Annotated in this window: 12 protein-coding genes and 1 tRNA gene; 6 read left to right on the top strand and 7 right to left on the bottom strand. The window is 44.3% G+C overall.

The window, feature by feature from the left end; translation table 11 throughout:
• Nucleotides 1–12: 12 nt before the first annotated feature.
• Nucleotides 13–2,409, bottom strand: a complete 2,397-nt coding sequence (locus BLT07_RS11595) for an ABC transporter permease (RefSeq protein ID WP_091868819.1) — start codon at nucleotides 2,407–2,409, stop codon at nucleotides 13–15.
• 315 nt (nucleotides 2,410–2,724) lie between these two features.
• Here BLT07_RS11595 and BLT07_RS11590 point away from each other — a divergent pair, with 315 nt between their 5' ends.
• Both BLT07_RS11590 and BLT07_RS11585 read left to right on the top strand, forming a co-directional pair.
• The gene (locus tag BLT07_RS11590) at nucleotides 2,725–3,228 is read left to right on the top strand and encodes a hypothetical protein (protein WP_175455321.1); all 504 of its coding nucleotides are present in this window, start codon (nucleotides 2,725–2,727) and stop codon (nucleotides 3,226–3,228) included.
• A gap of 87 nt (nucleotides 3,229–3,315) precedes the next feature.
• Nucleotides 3,316–5,301: an amylo-alpha-1,6-glucosidase gene (locus BLT07_RS11585; RefSeq protein WP_091868817.1), complete on the top strand. Its 1,986-nt coding sequence runs from the start codon at nucleotides 3,316–3,318 to the stop codon at nucleotides 5,299–5,301.
• A 268-nt stretch (nucleotides 5,302–5,569) separates the two neighbouring features.
• Here BLT07_RS11585 and BLT07_RS11580 read toward each other — a convergent pair whose 3' ends face one another.
• The 4 genes from BLT07_RS11580 to BLT07_RS11565 form a co-directional block, all read right to left on the bottom strand.
• Entirely contained in the window at nucleotides 5,570–6,109 is a 540-nt protein-coding gene (locus tag BLT07_RS11580; RefSeq protein WP_175455320.1) for a tyrosine-type recombinase/integrase, read from the bottom strand.
• A gap of 2 nt (nucleotides 6,110–6,111) precedes the next feature.
• Nucleotides 6,112–6,444, bottom strand: a complete 333-nt coding sequence (locus tag BLT07_RS11575; RefSeq protein ID WP_139205138.1) for a hypothetical protein — start codon at nucleotides 6,442–6,444, stop codon at nucleotides 6,112–6,114.
• Nucleotides 6,445–6,755: 311 nt separating this feature from the next.
• Complete coding sequence (locus BLT07_RS11570) at nucleotides 6,756–7,091, bottom strand: hypothetical protein (protein WP_091868812.1); 336 nt, start codon at nucleotides 7,089–7,091, stop codon at nucleotides 6,756–6,758.
• 26 nt (nucleotides 7,092–7,117) lie between these two features.
• Nucleotides 7,118–7,191: transfer RNA gene (locus BLT07_RS11565), tRNA-Arg, on the bottom strand.
• A gap of 75 nt (nucleotides 7,192–7,266) precedes the next feature.
• Here BLT07_RS11565 and BLT07_RS11560 point away from each other — a divergent pair.
• Complete coding sequence (locus BLT07_RS11560) at nucleotides 7,267–7,779, top strand: adenine phosphoribosyltransferase (RefSeq protein WP_091868811.1); 513 nt, start codon at nucleotides 7,267–7,269, stop codon at nucleotides 7,777–7,779.
• Nucleotides 7,780–8,557: 778 nt separating this feature from the next.
• Nucleotides 8,558–9,496: a calcium/sodium antiporter gene (locus tag BLT07_RS11550; RefSeq protein WP_091869017.1), complete on the top strand. Its 939-nt coding sequence runs from the start codon at nucleotides 8,558–8,560 to the stop codon at nucleotides 9,494–9,496.
• 18 nt (nucleotides 9,497–9,514) lie between these two features.
• Here BLT07_RS11550 and BLT07_RS11545 read toward each other — a convergent pair whose 3' ends face one another.
• Nucleotides 9,515–10,201, bottom strand: a complete 687-nt coding sequence (locus BLT07_RS11545) for a hypothetical protein (protein ID WP_091868809.1) — start codon at nucleotides 10,199–10,201, stop codon at nucleotides 9,515–9,517.
• A gap of 152 nt (nucleotides 10,202–10,353) precedes the next feature.
• On the opposite strand from BLT07_RS11545, the gene BLT07_RS11540 reads away from it, so the two are divergent.
• Entirely contained in the window at nucleotides 10,354–13,263 is a 2,910-nt protein-coding gene (locus tag BLT07_RS11540) for a PEP/pyruvate-binding domain-containing protein (protein ID WP_091868807.1), read from the top strand.
• A complete protein-coding gene (locus BLT07_RS11535; protein ID WP_091868805.1) occupies nucleotides 13,263–14,522 on the top strand; it encodes a serine hydrolase in 1,260 nt (419 codons plus the stop codon). Before BLT07_RS11540 ends, BLT07_RS11535 begins: the two co-directional genes overlap by 1 nt.
• Here the strand turns inward: BLT07_RS11535 and BLT07_RS11530 are convergent.
• Nucleotides 14,509–17,328, bottom strand: a complete 2,820-nt coding sequence (locus BLT07_RS11530) for an Npt1/Npt2 family nucleotide transporter (protein WP_091868803.1) — start codon at nucleotides 17,326–17,328, stop codon at nucleotides 14,509–14,511. The genes BLT07_RS11535 and BLT07_RS11530 overlap by 14 nt on opposite strands.
• Nucleotides 17,329–17,351 lie beyond the last annotated feature (23 nt).

Here is a 17,351-nt window from a genome sequence, read left to right as displayed (position 1 = left end):
TTTTTGCATAGATTATTCCGTCCGCAAACTTTTTACGGGATTGGCCATCGCCGCATTTATGGCCTGAAAACTTACGGTAAGCAAAGCAATGGCAACGGCGATTCCGCCGGACAGCAAAAACATCCACCACTTCAGTTCTATGCGGTAGGCAAAATCCTGTAACCATCGATCCATAATGAACCACCCAATAGGGAAAGCGATCAGGGCCGCGATGGCGACCAGTTTACCGAAATCCTTGCTCAACATAACGGTCACCGAGCTTATAGATGCCCCCAGTACTTTTCGCACACCGATTTCCTTTTTGCGCTGTGCGGCTATAAATAGTACTAAACCCAACAGACCAAAACAGGAAATGAGAAACGCTAGAATGGTAAAGATCAACGACAATTTTTCCTGCTTTTGTACAGCAAGGTATTGCCGGTTGAAATTGTCATCCAGAAAATGGACGTCCGCTTGGTTGTCGGGGTCGAATTTGTCGAAGGTGTTTTTTACAAAGGCGATACCGGCCGCGGCTTGGCTTTTTGCGATTTTTACGTATAGATTGTCCCGTTCCCCATCTTCGGGGGGCATTAGCATCACCATGGGCTCGATTTTATGCAGTAGCGAAGTGGAGTGGAAATCCTTAGCCACACCGATAACCTGGCGGTACACTGTGCTGTCGTTTCCTGTTTTATATTGCACTTTTTTTCCGATGGCATCCGAATAGCCGAGCGCTTCCATCTGGGTTTGGTTAATGATCACGGCACCATCCTTGTCCGTTGGCATATCCTTTGAAAAATTCCTTCCCTGTATCAATTCCATACCGTTGGTCGGTAGGAAATCCTCATCCATATAAAGAAAATTCGCCACTTGGGGCGTTTCCTGTACTTGACCGTTCACCTCAAAATTGAAACCAACTTTACCGATGTAACCCGTACCCATAGGATTACCGGCCGTTGCCGCACTTTCGACAAACGGACTTTTCAAGAGTGCCTCTTTAAATGCCTCGATCTCGCTGCGTAATTTCATATTATCGATATGGGATATCAGTATCTGCTCTTTATCGAAGCCCAGGTCTTTTTGGGAAACATACTGCATTTGCCGGTATATAATATAGGAGCCGCTGATCAGGCAGACCGTGATAACAAACTGTACCACCACCAACGATTTACGTAAGACAACGCTTGAGCGCATATTCCCCAGTTGCCCTTTGAGGGATGGAATCATCTTGAACCGGGACAGAAACAAGGCGGGATAACTTCCGCTGAGAACTCCTGTCAACGCCGTAAAAACCAGAATTGCCCCGATGGTGTTTACGATACCAAAACGCCAAAGGCCCAACTCTTTTTCGGCGAGTTCGTTAAAAAACGGGAGGGTCAATTGCACCAGAATATAGGCGACTACCGCAGCGATAAAGGTGACCAACAAGGCTTCGGAAATAAACAGTCCTATCAGGTGGGTTTTTCCGGAGCCTACCACTTTCCGAATCCCGATTTCCTTTACCCGCATGGTTGATCGGGCCGTAGAAAGATTCATGTAATTGATTACTGCGATCAACAAGACGAGCAGGCCGATTACAATAAACATATAGACTCGACTTAAGCTCCCGTTGCTGCTCAGTTCATAGTCCAAATCGGAATTTAGATGAATGTCGGTCAGCGGCTGTAGTTCCATTTGAAAATCAGTAACACCCATCTGTTGGGCAATATCTTTTTCGAGTGGGAGAAGCTTGTTTTCCAGGGATTTGATAGCGGTTCCCTTTTTTAATAGGATGTAGGTATATAGGAATATATCGTCCCAATTTTCACTTTTAAGATCATCCTTTTTAAAAGAACGGATGCCACTGAACTGTAGATGTGAATTTGGTGGCATATCGGGGATAACGCCGGTTACCTTGACCGGATATTTTCCGCTGCCGAAACCTATGGTCTCGTTAATGGCTCGAGAAGGGTCGGCAAACAATTTAAGAGCAAGGCTCTCGGTAATGACAATAGATCCCGGCTCGACCAAGGCGGTATTTGCGTCGCCGTACAAAAAGGGATGGTCGAATAGTCTGAAGAAGGAATTTTCCGCAAAACAGATGTCATCTTGCTTTATGGTATTATTCTCGTAGTGCATGACATCACCAGCCTCGATACCGATCCGTACGGCATCTTCCACTTCCGGAAAGTCCCTTTTCAAAGTCGATGCGTACGGGGGGGATGTTACGGCCATGTCAAAATTTCCGTCCTCCCAATTCGCATGTTGGGCGATTCTGTAAATACGCTCCGCATTGGAAAAGGATCGCTCATAGCTGAGTTCATCGGCGACATACAAAGCGATCAGCCAAAAAGCCGCTAGCCCGATGGCCATACCACCGATATTCAGAAGGCTGTAGCCAATGTGGCGTTTTATGTTGCGCCAAGCGATTTTCAGGTTGTTTTTTAGCATGTTCTATGGTTTTTTGACGATTATATCGTTTCGATCCACTCCATACCTTTTTTACGGAAATGGCGGTCAAAGATTAAGATGAGATAAAAATTCTACACCTATATCTATGCCAAAAACATAAATATCTTTTAATTAGACGATTAGGATTATTTGGAGTTTATATACATTTGAGAAGTGTAAAATAAATGTACAGGGTATGTCAAATATATGGACATAGGTTCGGCGACTTAATTGTTAAGGATTAGGTAAATAGAGGGAATTTTGATTTGTTTTGTACAGGTTTGAGAAGTATTAAGACTTTATATAAATATCGATTTGGAACAGGCCGATGGTACCGCATGGATGGCCATGTACTCCTTGAACATGCTTCAGATTGCGCTCGAAATTTCCATGGAAGACCCGACCTATGAGGATATGTGTACCAAATTCTTCAAGCATTTCGTGTACATCGCCTCCTCGCCAAATCGAATGGGAGATGATTGGCAAGACAGTTGGGACGAGGAAGAAGGCTTCTTTTACGATATTTTGGTGCTTCCCAATGATAATTATGTGCCGATTAAGGTACGATCACTGGTAGGCCTAATGACGCTGAACGCCGTACTGGTCTTGGAAAAGGCCAAACTTAGTAAGCTAAAAGGCTTTACCCGCGGCCTGAAATGGTTTAGAAATTATCGAGAAAAAAATGGATTGTACCAGATTGGTATCGGGATCCGCATTTTAAAGGCCTTATCCTGTTCTATGAATATTTTCATAGCGATAATGGCCGCGGGGTATGGGCTAGCCATCAAACGGGTTGGATTGGCTGTGTGGCTCAAATGATAGATGAATCATGCTGGATGTAAGTCTGGCCTGCTTTCCTATCCAGAGATGAACAGGGAAAACTATAGTGCTTAAATTTTAGAAGATATGAATCTGGCAAAAGAGAATATAGACACGTTATTCAACAAAGAATGGCTCGAAACCAACGGGATAGGCGGCTATGCTTCCTCTTCTATCATTGGGGCGAATACCCGAAAATACCACGGATTGTTGGTCGCTTCATTGAATCCTCCGACCGACAGAAGGGTACTGGTATCGAAAGTTGAGGAACGGATTATTGAAGAAAAGGCTACCCATGATATATCGGTAAACCAATATCCCGGTACCATTTATCCCCAAGGCCATCACTATTTAAAATCCTTTGAACGAAAACCGATTTCCACTTGGATCTATGAGGGCAAAAATTGGAAGCTTCAAAAGCAGATTTTTATGGTGCCCCAAAGCAACACTACGGTGGTCGTTTATAAAAACATTGGAGGTTTGGAATTCGATATCGAATTACACCCTCTTTTGGCCAACAAGGACTACCATTCCAATTTTCGAGAAAACGACTTCGATTTTTATTACGAATCCGGCAAGTCCGATATCAAAGTATATGCCTATCCCTACAGTACACCTTTGTTCCTGAATTGGTCGAAGGGAAAATTTACCGAGCATAGGGCGTGGTATAAGAATATTGAACTGCCCAAGGAACAATATAGGGGCCAAGATTCTGTAGAGGATTATTATCGTATCGGGTACGTTACCACTTCCCTAAAAAAGAATCAAAGTATATCATTGTTGATGACCACAGACGGGAATATGGTAGGCAAAAGTCTGTCCGGTCTTCAAAAGAAAAAGGTAAATCGGGTCAATTCATTAGAGGATAAGAATATAAAACATACGTTTTACAATGACCTATTGGTGTCGGGAAACCAATTTCTGGCCCATAGGGCCTCCACTGAATCCAAAACCATTATTGCCGGCTACCATTGGTTTACCGATTGGGGAAGGGATACCATGATCGCCATGAGGGGCCTGACCATCGCTACGGGGAATCAGGAAACATCAAAGTCTATCCTATCCACTTTTCTTAAATATCTCGACGAGGGTATGCTGCCGAACCGTTTTCCCGATTATGAGGGCCAGGACGTGGAATACAATACCATCGATGCCACTTTGTGGTTGTTCGTGGCCATGTACGAATACCATCAAAAATTTGGGGATATGACGTTTGTAGAGGATAACCTAAAAGCTTTGGAAAGCGTACTCCTGTTCCATGTCAACGGTACGCGCTTCAACATTCATTTGACCGAAGCGGGTTTTATCTGCGGAGGTCAGGAAAGTTGGCAGCTTACATGGATGGATGCCAAAGTCGGCGATTATGTGGTTACACCGAGAGAGGGATGTCCGGTTGAAATAAATGCCTTATGGTACAACGCCATGTGCATTTATGACCATTTCTGCGGGGGATGCGACATTAAACTTCATCAACGGATAAAGGAAGCTAAAGAAAAATTCCAACAAAATTTTGAAAAAAAGTTCCTTAACAAGCATGGCTATTTATACGATGTGCTGACTTCAAATGGAGATGCCGATGCGAGTTTCCGTCCCAATCAGATCTATGCGGTCAGCCTTCCCTTCTCCGTGCTAAGCAAAACCCAAGAAAAGAAAATCGTTAAACTTGTCGGCGATAAGCTATTGACAGACTATGGTCTGCGAACATTAGAAAAGGAAAATCCCCTCTTTATAGGGCACTATGGTGGAAACCAATGGGAAAGGGACGTTGCCTATCACATGGGTACGGTCTGGCCCTTTTTGTTGATGGAGTATTGGCAGGCCTATTTAAGGGTCAACGATTTTTCCGAAAAGGCCAAGTTGCAGGTCGTAAAGGCATTGAAGCCTTTGGAAAAACATTTCTACGAATCCGAGGGCATTCATTGTATCTCCGAAATTTTTGATGGGGAAAATCCCAAGGCTGGGCGCGGATGTATTCAGCAGGCCTGGTCCGTAGCCGCCCTGGTAAAATTATATACAGAACACCAACTTTATAAAGTCAAAACAATAAAAACCAGAAAAATCCCTGCGCAGTGAATGCATATATCAAAGACAGCCCACCGATTTTCCAAAGATCGACACCCCCCAGATGATCGAGGTGGATCGATTGATGATGGAAGAGTATCATATTGACCTGATCCAAATGATGGACGCTCTCTCACCATTCTTACCCAAGAACTTTTTTTGGTGGAGATGTAGAACCAAAAAATATTGTAGTAATGGCGGGAACAGTGGGTAATGGTGGTGAACACCTCCAATTAGAAATAAATATTACAAAATGATAGGGATAGATTATACGTAGCCTTTAAAACCCCACATCCGAATTTTTCGCCACTTTTAAAAGCCGCTTTTTTGCCAGTAGGTCGTAATGTTCGTCGTTCATCTTACTTGATTTGTGGCCGTTGATATTCGCCGCAAGTTCCTTTCCGTGTTCGTTAATTATCATTGTCGTGTGCAGATGTTTCAAAGAATAGAAATCCGCCGTAATACCTAGTTTGTCCTTAATATGGCGTTTCCAAAGCCTCGAAATCTGATCTCTATCCATCCGCTCTGCGCCGGGTACGAGCCTTGAAGAAAATAAGTAGTCGGTTTTCGCTTTGGCCATTTCCATAATCTCGATCCAAAAGATTAGCGCGTTGTTACTTAAAGCCCTCATTTCTTCCGAATAAACGTCGCCCTTTAATACCGTAATCTTGAAAACCCGCGCCTTTAGGTTTAAACCTTTTTTTTGTACTCCCAGCAATTCCATGGTACGGCATCCCGAATGAAAGAAGATTTCTATAAAGCGATAATAATCGTATTTCTTTTGCCTTAGCGTTTCCTTTACCTTGGCGACCTCCTCCACGCTCAGGGATTCCCGGATTTTCTTGATTGTCTTTTTCTTTGGAATACTTGCGACCGGGTTGTATACCGGTTTTGATTGGATTGGTTTTCGAGAATGGCGCGGACGTGCTTGCGCTTTATTTCTGAAATCTTGAAAAAATCATACCTAAGTTGGATTGCGGACAAAAGGAAATACTTTTTAGCGGACTTGATTTCCGTTAACGTCTTGGGCGCAAGTTCAATTTTATCGTACGCCGAATCAATGGCGTTGTAAAGTGGTGTATCCGGTTCGATCTCGTAAACTATTGGCGCGGACGGCGGATTGTATTTTCCCGTAATAGGTTTGTATCCTTCCACGCGCAACATTTGCAATTCACATCGATAATCGATTGCACCGGCTTTCTTCTTTCTTCCAAGTCCTTTATGCGGTTCATACCCTTGACGACCATATATTTCCCGTTGGGGTATCTATCCTTAAATAATGGATCCCTAAAATAGTATTGAACGTACCAAGGTTTTTTGGTTGATGCTTTGGAGGTTTTCCAGTTTGTAGGTTTAAGGGTTGGTTTGCTGCAATTGCAGCCGTTCGGTAATAGTATCATAATATGCTAACGTTTTTATTATTTTACCGATTTTCAGATGAGGGCTAACATTAAAAAAACCCCTGTTTAAGGGGCTTTCCAGGCCGTGATCCTGACAAGATTACCTTCGGTGTTCTTGGGGGCATCAAAGCTGCAAATGGTAAACCACGGGCTATCGCCGTGGTTCTCCGTTTTGTTCCAATGCTTTAAGCTGTCGCTTAGCATTTCCACAAAACAAAGAACCACGCCCAAAAAGGGGCGTGGTTTACCGAGTGTCGTGATCCTGACAAGATTACCTTCGGTGTTCTTGGGGGCATCAAAGCTGCAAATGGTAAACCACGGGCTATCGCCGTGGTTCTCCGTTTTGTTCCAATGCTTTAAGCTATCGCTTAGCATTTCCACAAAACAAAGAACCACGCCCAAAAAGGGGCGTGGTTTACCGAGTGTCGTGATCCTGACAAGATTCGAACTTGTAACCTTCTGATTCGTAGTCAGATGCGCTATCCAGTTGCGCCACAGGACCAATATTGTATTTTATTTCAGGCGGGTGCAAATATATTTCTTTTTAAATTTACCGCAAAATAACCGAGCCGTTTAAATGAACCTAAAATCCTTCATCCGCGATATCCCCGATTTTCCATCCAAAGGCATCATCTTCAAAGACATCACACCGCTACTAAAAGACCCCGCCGCCATGAAGCTAGCGATGGATGCACTGCTTGATTTGGTAGGGAATCAAAAAATAGACAAAGTTGTTGGCATGGAAAGCCGTGGTTTCTTTTTCGGTCCACTTTTAGCTTTGAATCTAAACGCCGGTTTTGTCCCCGTTCGCAAACCCGATAAGCTACCTGCTGAAAAGATCAGTGTCATCTATGACCTTGAATATGGCACCGACACTTTGGAAATACATAAGGATGCCATTCAAAAAGGAGATAAAGTGTTGATTCACGATGATGTGCTGGCCACCGGTGGCACGGCTAAAGCTACCTGTGAGCTGGTCGAACGTTTGGGGGGCGAAATCGTTCAGTGTAATTTTTTGATGGTACTCGATTTTTTAAATGGTGAGGAGAAACTTCGAGCGTACGAGATACGGACTTTGATTCACTATTAAAATAGTGTCGGAAAGCGGCTAACCTAATGCGTTCGTAGTCACATAATAACGCCAGCCGATAATAGCCATCTGAAATGTGGACGCGCTCGAAAGATTTAATTGCCTTTTGGTGTAGGAGGGTAGAACCGCCTTGTTCACTTTTGCCAAAAACCGAAAGAAAGCCTTTTTCATCCCATTGAAATCGACACAAATATAGCGAAATAGCTTTTGTTTTATCAACCTTAAAGGCATTTGGCCACGATGAGTCCGGCTAGGATGATGTCATGCCCGTATCATAATCAGTGATGCCATTAGCAATACCAAAAATTTAGCAATTGTAATCATAGTGCTCTGTTTTTAGAGTTTGTCCGCTATACTATCCAAAAGAATGCTATAAAGGCATGAGTAAATACTACTCGATAATCGGTTATTCAATCAAGATATATAAAAGAAATAGTCACCTCCTAATACGGGGATGCGATTTAATGGATTTGAATAGGATAGTATAAACAAAAAGATGATTTATATTCTTATTTTTCAATACCTGCCTTGGATAAAGTAATAAATAGAAGTAAAAAAGCATATTTAAGGTTTCAATATGTAATAATTGAAGGGGGTTTTCGAAGGTTTTTTAAATTGTCTAGGGGGGTTTTTAGAAGAAAAGTGCGGTTTTTTGGTATTTCCATCATTTTGGGATGGCTTCCCCCATTTGTGAAAAGGCAAAATCGAGCTTCTCTAAAAGAATCCCATAAATTTAAAATCTTCACATATATTTGTGCAAGTTCCCACATACCATTCCATGCAAAATCTTCTTTTTATAGTTCTCGGTCTTGTTCTTTTGATAGCAGGCGGCAACTGGCTTTTAAAATCCGCCGTGGCACTTTCGCTGCGCTTGAACATCCCCAAGATTGTCATCGGTATGACGGTGGTTTCCTTTGCCACATCGGCACCGGAGCTTATTGTAAGCATAAAATCCGCTTTAGATGGTTTTCCCGATTTGGCCTTGGGCAACGTGGTAGGCTCCAACATCGCCAATTTAGGACTCGTTTTGGGAATTACGACCCTATTGGGAAGCATCGAAGTCCAGCGTAGTTTTTACACGACGGATTGGCCTGTAATGATGCTGGCATCTCTCCTGTTTTTCGGATTTATCTATTTTGATGGGGAATTGGTGCAATACGAGGGTATCATCATGGTGGGCGCCCTATTTTTATTTTTGGTCTATCTGCTGCGATTCCAAAAACAGGCGGTCGTCGATGAAATGCCTGAAGACGATGTACCACTGCCGCTATGGAAGACGATGCTATTTTTGGGTATTGGGGGCGTTGCGCTCTGGGGCGGATCAGAACTTCTGATTGACGGTGCCGTAGGTCTGGCTACGGTTTACGGCGTCAGCGAACGGGTTATTGGCGTGACGGTAGTATCAGTAGGCACCAGTATACCCGAATTGGCGGCCTCGGTCATAGCGCTCATCAAAAAGGAAAAAGCCATTTCTTTAGGCAACCTGATCGGATCGAATATTTTTAACCTTTTGGCCGTTCTCGGTATTGCTTCCATCATAACCCCCATCCGTGTAATGGACCAAGGATTATTAAGCAGCGATATTTTTTGGATGCTCGGTATCTCGTTCATGATTCTTCCGTTAGTGTTCATCCCAAAAGGTCTCCGGCTCAATTGGCGTGATGGGCTGCTACTGGTCGCAGTATATGTGACTTTTGTATACTTTACGATTACCTGAACCACCCTTTGTAGAATATTAATCTTCCTCTGTTTCAAGGGTAGCATCAAAAGATTCCGCAAATTTAAGATCGTTGAACCAGTAGGTTGACGAAATGATTTCGAAAACTTGGTGGTTATCCGTAGGGGATTCTTTGGTATACTGCCAGATAATATCTTTAGCATCCTTAAAATCACCACCTTTTAATTCTTCATCAAAAAGTCGGTTGATCAACGTGTTTTTGGGCATTCCCTGTACTAAAAGTCGAATAAGGCCGGTTTCGGTATCCTTTTCAAATATTTCCATGCCCGTTTTTTCTTTGGATGTCACCTTCATTTTAAACCGCACCGCTTCCGGATGGGGAAATTTACCGTTGTACGCCTTGTATAAAAGCTGTGTCGCATTAAAAAATTCCTCGTGCATGGAAAGTTCGGCGTACTCTTCCCACACTTTTTCAGTTTCCATTTCATGGGATAGATTATCGATTTGGCCCTGGTTGAGACGTTCGCCGAAAACGTATGCCAAAACTAGCTTCGCCGCTTCATCAGGTTCGTTGTCGGAAATGGAAAGCAGGCACATCTCCTTTAATTCCTGTGAAGAAAGATCCGAAGTATCTCCGTATTCCGCGGTATCCAACAATTTTTTATAATCCTCGTCGTTCCATGCGTGGGGAAGTTCTTCAATGGTTTGGAATTTTATCGGTTCTATAGTATACTGTAGTTTCATATTTTGATAGGATTTTCTTTAAAGGATTTATTGATAGATAGGAATATAGCTAAAAGGATTTATGAAAGCTGTCTCATTCGATTATTTAATTTCCTATATAATTTGGCAGTACTTTTGATAACTGCAACCAAAATCATCCTATAAAATCTAAAATGACCAAATTTATCCTACTAGTGCTTACCGTATTGTTTTTTTCTACTGCCGCGATGGGCCAAAACAAAATCGACAACGCTCAATTGATAGCCCGGATTGCTTTCTATAAAAATGACATTCGGGGTCCTTATAAAGATATCCGCTGGTTTTGTACCGATGGAAGCGTTCGCGCTCCTAAAGATCCCTGTCCGTCTGAAATCGGACCGGGTGTACAACATGCCCGCTATAAAGACGATGTGGAAGCAATCGCAAAGGACTACCATATTTATTTGGGGCAACTTTTGGCCTACACGGATGCACCCGATTTCTGGGATGCAAAAAATGACCATTCCCGTTTAAAACAATATCAATTGGATAAATACCTGCGTTTGGTCGACAGCGGCTGGATCAATCAAAAGAGTCAATTTTACCGTGGTGCCGTACAGTCCGAAGATGAAGAGGCATGGGGAATCGCTTTTTATAAATGGATGCTACCTCAGGACGAAGTCCTAGCGGAGCGCTATTTTTTAGTTCGCCAGTCTTTAAAGGATGTACCCCACAGCGGTGACGACAATCTCGCACAGCGGATGCGGAGCGAATCAAAGGTCATTTCAGATGCCTACTTGCCCTTTATGGATTTACGTGTAAAAATCCACGGCCAACCGGAAGCCGCGGATATCGAAAAAGTAAAGGCGTTCCAAAAAAAGAACAGCGCCAAATTGATGGCTGCCCAGAATAAACAATTCGAAGGACTTATAGCTACAATGACAGATTTTTTCAGCCCAATAGACATCAAAAAGTTGGGCCAAAAAGCGGATTTGCTAAGAGGAACTCCCTTAGGAAAGACTTTGGATGATTTTATCGGCAAACATTCCGTCGCAACAAAATCTTCTGAATTGATTACCGCAACAGCGCAGGTATTGCTGGACATCCGAAAAGGGATTGGGGAAGAGAAACGCCCCATGGCCCGATTGCAATTGCTGGACATCTCGCTGAAACTGGAGGAAATCCTTTTCAAAAATGCTTCAAAATGGCAACCGGAAACGCTTAAGGAGCAGTTGCAAAAAATTCAGGCTCTAACTACCGCTGCGGCCGGAGCAGGTTATCTGGAGCTGTGGGAATACGAACAGATTCAGAACACTTTGAACACTTCGGATACCGAGAAAATGACCTTGGCCGAATTGAACCGCATTCTCGAAACCGCCCGCGGAGCAGTAGAGTGGAGCGCCGCCATGGTCAAAGCCAATTATCAGGATATCGTAGATGTTTACACCGGTTTTGAACCCAAAGCCTACGGTTTTATTGACGACCGTATCCGAGGTTCGATAGCCTTACATCTTGGAAAAAGCGTTGGCGAACTCGGAGATTTTATCGCCAAAGAATCTGACCTCACCAACAAGGTCATGGACATCTCCAACCAAAGTAACATACGCGGACTAAACCCCGGCTATGCCTTTGGGGAACTGGTCGTGGTCGCCAGTTCGCCCGATGATATTGAGGTGTCCTCCGACAAAATATATATTTTCATGCGTTCGCCCGCTGATTTAAAGCCCATTGCCGGCATCGCCACCGTGGCCGAAGGCAACATGGTCTCGCACGTACAATTGTTGGCGCGAAATCTGGGAATCCCTAACGCCGCCTTATCCGATGAAAACCTACAAAGCCTTAAAAAGTACGATGGCCAACGCGTGTTCTACGCCGTTTCGAACAAAGGAAACGTCATCCTAAAACCGGAAGCCCAAATGACCGCCCAAGAGCGGGACCTATTCGCAAAAAAAGAACGGAACACCGAAAAAATAGAAGTCCCCATCGCCAAAATCCGGCTGGACAATACCGATGTCCTAAACCTCCGCAGCGTCGACGCTAGCGATTCCGGTCAACTATGTGGCCCGAAAGCCGCGAATTTGGGGCAGCTGAAAAAGATGTTCCCCGACAAGGTAGTCGAAGGCTTGGTCATCCCCTTCGGTATTTTTCGGCAGCACATGGATCAGTCAATGCCCGGGCAATCTGTTTCCTATTGGAAATTTCTAAATACTATGTTCGCCGAAGCCGAAAAAATGCGCACCCAGAACATACCCGAACCCGAAGTAGAAAACTTCCAGCTGAGGCAGTTGGAAACCCTTCGCGCGGCCATCGCAAAAATGCCCCTAAAAGCGGATTTCATAGCCGAACTTGAAAAGGATTTTAACTCCATTTTAGGAAAAAGCTTAGGTGAAGTCCCCGTTTTCCTGCGCAGCGACACCAACATGGAAGATCTAAAAGATTTCACCGGTGCCGGACTCAACCTCACCAAATTCAACGTAGTCGATAAAGAAGCCATCATCACCGGAATTAAGGAAGTTTGGGCCTCGCCCTACACCGAACGCAGCTTTAAATGGCGTCAGAAATATCTGTTGAACCCCGAAAACGTTTTCCCATCCATTTTGGTGATTCCCAGCGTCGATGTCGATTATTCGGGGGTCTTAATTACCAAAGGTATTAACAGCGGCAATGAAAAAGACCTCACTATCGCCTTTAGCCGAGGTGCCGGCGGTGCCGTAGACGGGCAATCCGCCGAAACCTACACTATATATGACGATGGCGGCTATCGATTGTTGGCCCCCGCTCGTGAAACCTTCTATAACAATTTACCTGCTACTGGCGGCACCGGAAAAAAAATAGCAACCTTTGAAAAACCCGTGCTAAACGAAAAGAACATCGACGAGATTCGCGATTTTGCCAACACCATCCGCAAGACGCTTCCCAAAGAGACAAAATCCGATTATAAGGGTGCCTATGATGTAGAGCTTGGATTTCAAAACAACAAACTGTGGCTGTTTCAAATTCGGCCGTTCGTAGAAAACAAAAAGGCCCTAAGTTCCGCGTATTTGGAGTCGATTACGCCGAAAATCGATACCAAAAAGGAAATTTCACTTTTAAAAGAACTGTAATGAAAAAAACACTCGCCTTCTTGTTTTTGGTTGCTTTCTGCTCTGCATTCTCCGTAGTGAATTATTATCCCATAGACGGCTACGAAAAAACCGGCATCAAACGCCTAAAACGCCTAGAATTAATTAAAACTGGCGAAATCGTGGAAAAAACCGCTTTGCCGGCGGGCGCCATGAAGTCCTACTATGAAATCAAGCTCAACCTGCTCCCAAGGGCAGCAGACAGCGCAGCCGCCTTGATGACCATCGACGAAGACTTCCAAAAAGAAATCAATAGCCTTTTCAGGGGCTTGGACAAAAGCTATTCCCTGACCGTACTCGATATTTCCGATGTCAATAATATCCGATATGCCGAGCGAAACGAGAAGGCGGGCTACCAGCCAGGCAGCGTCGGCAAACTGGCCGTACTTAACGGACTTTTTACGCAACTAGCCAGAATCTATCCCGATTCCTTCGAAAAACGTACGGAACTATTAAAGAACAAATCCGTCAAAGCGGGTGTATGGGGCCTGACCGATGAACATACCATTCCCATTTACAACATTGAAAAAAACACATTGGTCAAACGGCAGGTCATTGCCAGCGACGTTTTTTCGCTCTACGAATGGGCAGATCATATGCTATCGGTCAGCAACAACGGAGCGGCAAGTATTGTATGGCGCGAAGTCTTGCTGATGGCTGCTTTTAAAGAAAAATATCCCAATCTGACCCAAGAAGAAGCAGATGCCTATTTCAAGGAAACCCCCAAAAAAGAGCTGACCGATCTCGGCAACGACGTCGTTAACCTCCCCTTACGCGATTTAGGAATAACCGCCGACGAATGGCGACTGGGCAGCTTCTTTACCAGAGGCGCCAACACCTTTGTAGGCGACAAAGGTGGTAGTATCGGGTCTCCATTGGGCCTGATGAAATTCTTGGTGCAATTGGAACAGGGAAAAGTAGTCGACGAACAGAGCAGCTTAGAAATGAAGCGCCTAATGTACATGACCGACCGCCGTATCCGTTATGCGCAATCACCCGCCTTGAAAGAAGCCGCCGTGTACTTCAAATCCGGCAGTCTCTACAAATGCGACCGTAGCAAAGGCGAGGCCTGCGAAAAATATATGGGTAATGTCACCAATTTCATGAACTCCGTTGCCATTGTAGAGCACCCGAACAATTGCACCTATATGGTTGTGCTAATGACCAACGTACTCCGTAAAAACTCCGCCAGTGATCATATGTATCTGGCGGGGAGTATCGATAAGATTATCCGGAATTAAGAATGCCCTCCCAAGCCTCTTGGGCAAACGTTCGCAGTTTAAGATCATCGTTTTTAATAAATTTCATGACAAGCGGTACATATTTCTCATCCTTTTGATGCTTTATCAGATACAGCACGGCGAGTTTTAGCTTTAGGTCGTTGCCATTCAGTAGTAGCTCGAAACACTCCATTTCCGTAGGTACTTTGTGTTTGATTTTTTGCAAAACTTCATCCGATGAGGTATCTAATGCAGATTCTTCGATGATGGGTAAAAGGGTGCTTTTCAGGTCCCCCGTAAGCAGATTGTCCAAAAATTCTATGGCGTTGGTTCGAGCTTCCTGTTTGTCGCTCAACAGGCCTTCATAGGCGATTTCGATGTCATTTTGGGCATAACGGAGTCCCAATAATTTAAAAATGCGCTCCAGCCCGGCATCCAGTCGGCGTTCTAGTAATTCCAACAGACTGGTGCGGGCGTCCAGCTCCTCCTCGCTGATTTCTTTTTTGGATTTTGTCCGATTTCTATAGGATATAATAATTTGGGTATGCATGGCAGAAAGGGTACGATGGTGCAGTTTGCATTCCTCATAGATCAAGGCGACAATCCTGTACTTGTCGAATTTGAGTCCCGAATGGTTTTTTCGGATTTCACTTAAGGCCCTTATACTTTCCAATCGCATGGACAAATCGCTATCTTCTATCAATTGGAACAGGCAGCGTACCGTTTCCTGAGAGGGAAAGTTTTGTAGCGTAGCGGGAATAAAGCGACAAGTTTCAAGGGGCGCTAGCCGTTCTAGCGCAATTTTGGTAAGTAAGGGAACCATCGTCCTCCCGTAACCTAACAGGGCTTCGATGACCTGTTTCCGGAATTTTTTCTGCGGCAATAATGAAATCAAATCCGGAATAAAGCAATCATCTTTGGCAAGGCCCGCTGCGAAAATGGCCGATGCTACGATTTCTGGATTTTCATCCTCAAAATATGGGTTCACAAAAGAAAAGTAACCAGGGATATTGGCCGCCCCGATAGTTTTTAAAAGGGACTTTAAAGTAGCTATTTCCTCTTTTCCGTCTGTAACTTTAGTGATTTGGTATTGGATGCGGTAATGAAGATTGTATGTACTTTTTAAGACCTCATCGTTTCTCGATTCCTTGGCCAAACAGTACAGGGCGGCGTTGGAAATATGGTTATTTTCGTTATCCAAATATCGGTCAAATACCAGCGAACTGTCCTTCTCGGCATGCAGCAACAGATATTCCAAAGTGGCAAGGGTCAGGCCTTCATCCTCGGATTTTAAAAGCGGGTTGACATTGGATACCATGGTCGACGTATTCAGAAAATAAAGATTTTGGATAGCCGCCGTTCTAACTTTTGTCGAAGGATGGTCCAATAGGAGCTGCACATCCTCTTGAAACCGCTTATCGTTAATTTCCATTAATTTACCCAGCATAAAAAGAATCTGTTCCTCAGAACCTGTCCGGAATACATTTCGCATGCCTTTTACCACCGATACTTTTTTTGCCATCGGTTTTGCAGCTCGTTCATTGCGTTCGGTCAGCTCTTCCAAATTACTCCGAAAAGTCTTATAATACTCCTGGCGCACCTTAAGGATGAAAAATACCCAAACCCCGACCAATCCTATAATGATGGCCGCAATATAATAGGAAGGCAAATCAAGGCCCTTCACCACGAAAATCAATAGGAAACCGGCAAGTCCCGTGGCTACACTATCCACTACCACATCGATAAATGACTTGGTCCTGTTCTTTAAATCAAAGGGAAGCGGTAACGATAAAAGTTCCGATGCACTTTTATGCACGGACTGTTTGAGCACACCGTCCATAGCCTTGATGACGATTACGGCGGAAAGTTCGGGAAGGATAAAAAAGAACATACTGCCCGCAAAAATACCGATGGGCAGCAATAGAAGCGAAAAACCTACCCCCCAGATGCCAACGATACGATGGGTGAAAAATAATTGGATGGTCAGGGAGAGCAGATTAAAGGTCGAGAACCAAAAGGCGAAAAAGGAGGTTAGCTCATCGGGGTCAGGTATAGCTGCGGAGGCAAAATCGCTAAAGAGATAGTCTACCAATTTGGCGGTCAAGACGCTGACCGTAACTATGCACGCGATATAGGTCAGGTGTTTGGATTTTATAATCAACTGCCAAGGTCTTTCAGCAGCATTTGGCATCCGTTTGGGGCGTTTCTGTTTTCCGAGTTTTTTAATACTGGAATTCCAAATTTTTTGCAACAACGGGATGCAGCATAAGAGAAGCGTTGCCGCGAGAAAAATCAGGTTATCGGTACCAATGATAGGGGCAAGGAGGGAGGTGAGATATCCCCCGAAAATCCCCCCCAAAATCGCGCCCGATCCGATGAATCCGAAAAGTCGTTTGGCTTCCCTCACCGTATAGACCAAATTGGCCAATACCCAGAATTGCGAGGCGGACAAAACCGCATAGAGGGCCACCCATACATAGAATAAATACAGCAACCAGCCGCCTACCCAGTTAAATTTCAAGAGCAATCCAAAACTGATCAAGACGATGGTAGAACCGAAAATAGTGAACTTGATGATTCGGTTTAGTGGAAACCGGGTCAACGCTCGGGAATAGAAGAACGAACTACCGATGGCCGTTACTGCGACCGCCAAAAATGCAAAGGGCAGCTGCTCGACGCCCAATTCCGATAGAAAAAGTGCGTTTATCGTAGGCTTGATGATCATCAGCACCGCAATGACCAAAAATATATAGGAGAGCATGTAAAAGGAAATCCGGAATTCCCCTTCACGGACATCGAATGTTTTTTGAATTAGGTTACGGAGCATTGATTAAAGGTTGACTTTGGCTA

Origin of the sequence: Pricia antarctica (assembly GCF_900101815.1) — a bacterium.
GTDB lineage: Bacteria > Bacteroidota > Bacteroidia > Flavobacteriales > Flavobacteriaceae > Pricia > Pricia antarctica.
The sequence above is the reverse complement of the archived record's forward strand: the minus strand, read 5'-3'. Positions and strand labels throughout refer to the sequence as shown.

What these genes read in the sequence shown, in the direction of transcription:
- BLT07_RS11550 (WP_091869017.1), top strand. Translation starts at nt 8,558, where the DNA reads ATGCAAAATCTTCTTTTTATAGTTCTCGGTCTTGTTCTTTTGATAGCA.
- BLT07_RS11545 (WP_091868809.1), bottom strand. Translation starts at nt 10,201, where the DNA reads ATGAAACTACAGTATACTATAGAACCGATAAAATTCCAAACCATTGAA.
- BLT07_RS11535 (WP_091868805.1), top strand. Translation starts at nt 13,263, where the DNA reads ATGAAAAAAACACTCGCCTTCTTGTTTTTGGTTGCTTTCTGCTCTGCA.
- BLT07_RS11540 (WP_091868807.1), top strand. Translation starts at nt 10,354, where the DNA reads ATGACCAAATTTATCCTACTAGTGCTTACCGTATTGTTTTTTTCTACT.
- BLT07_RS11530 (WP_091868803.1), bottom strand. Translation starts at nt 17,328, where the DNA reads ATGCTCCGTAACCTAATTCAAAAAACATTCGATGTCCGTGAAGGGGAA.
- BLT07_RS11585 (WP_091868817.1), top strand. Translation starts at nt 3,316, where the DNA reads ATGAATCTGGCAAAAGAGAATATAGACACGTTATTCAACAAAGAATGG.
- BLT07_RS11560 (WP_091868811.1), top strand. Translation starts at nt 7,267, where the DNA reads ATGAACCTAAAATCCTTCATCCGCGATATCCCCGATTTTCCATCCAAA.
- BLT07_RS11595 (WP_091868819.1), bottom strand. Translation starts at nt 2,409, where the DNA reads ATGCTAAAAAACAACCTGAAAATCGCTTGGCGCAACATAAAACGCCAC.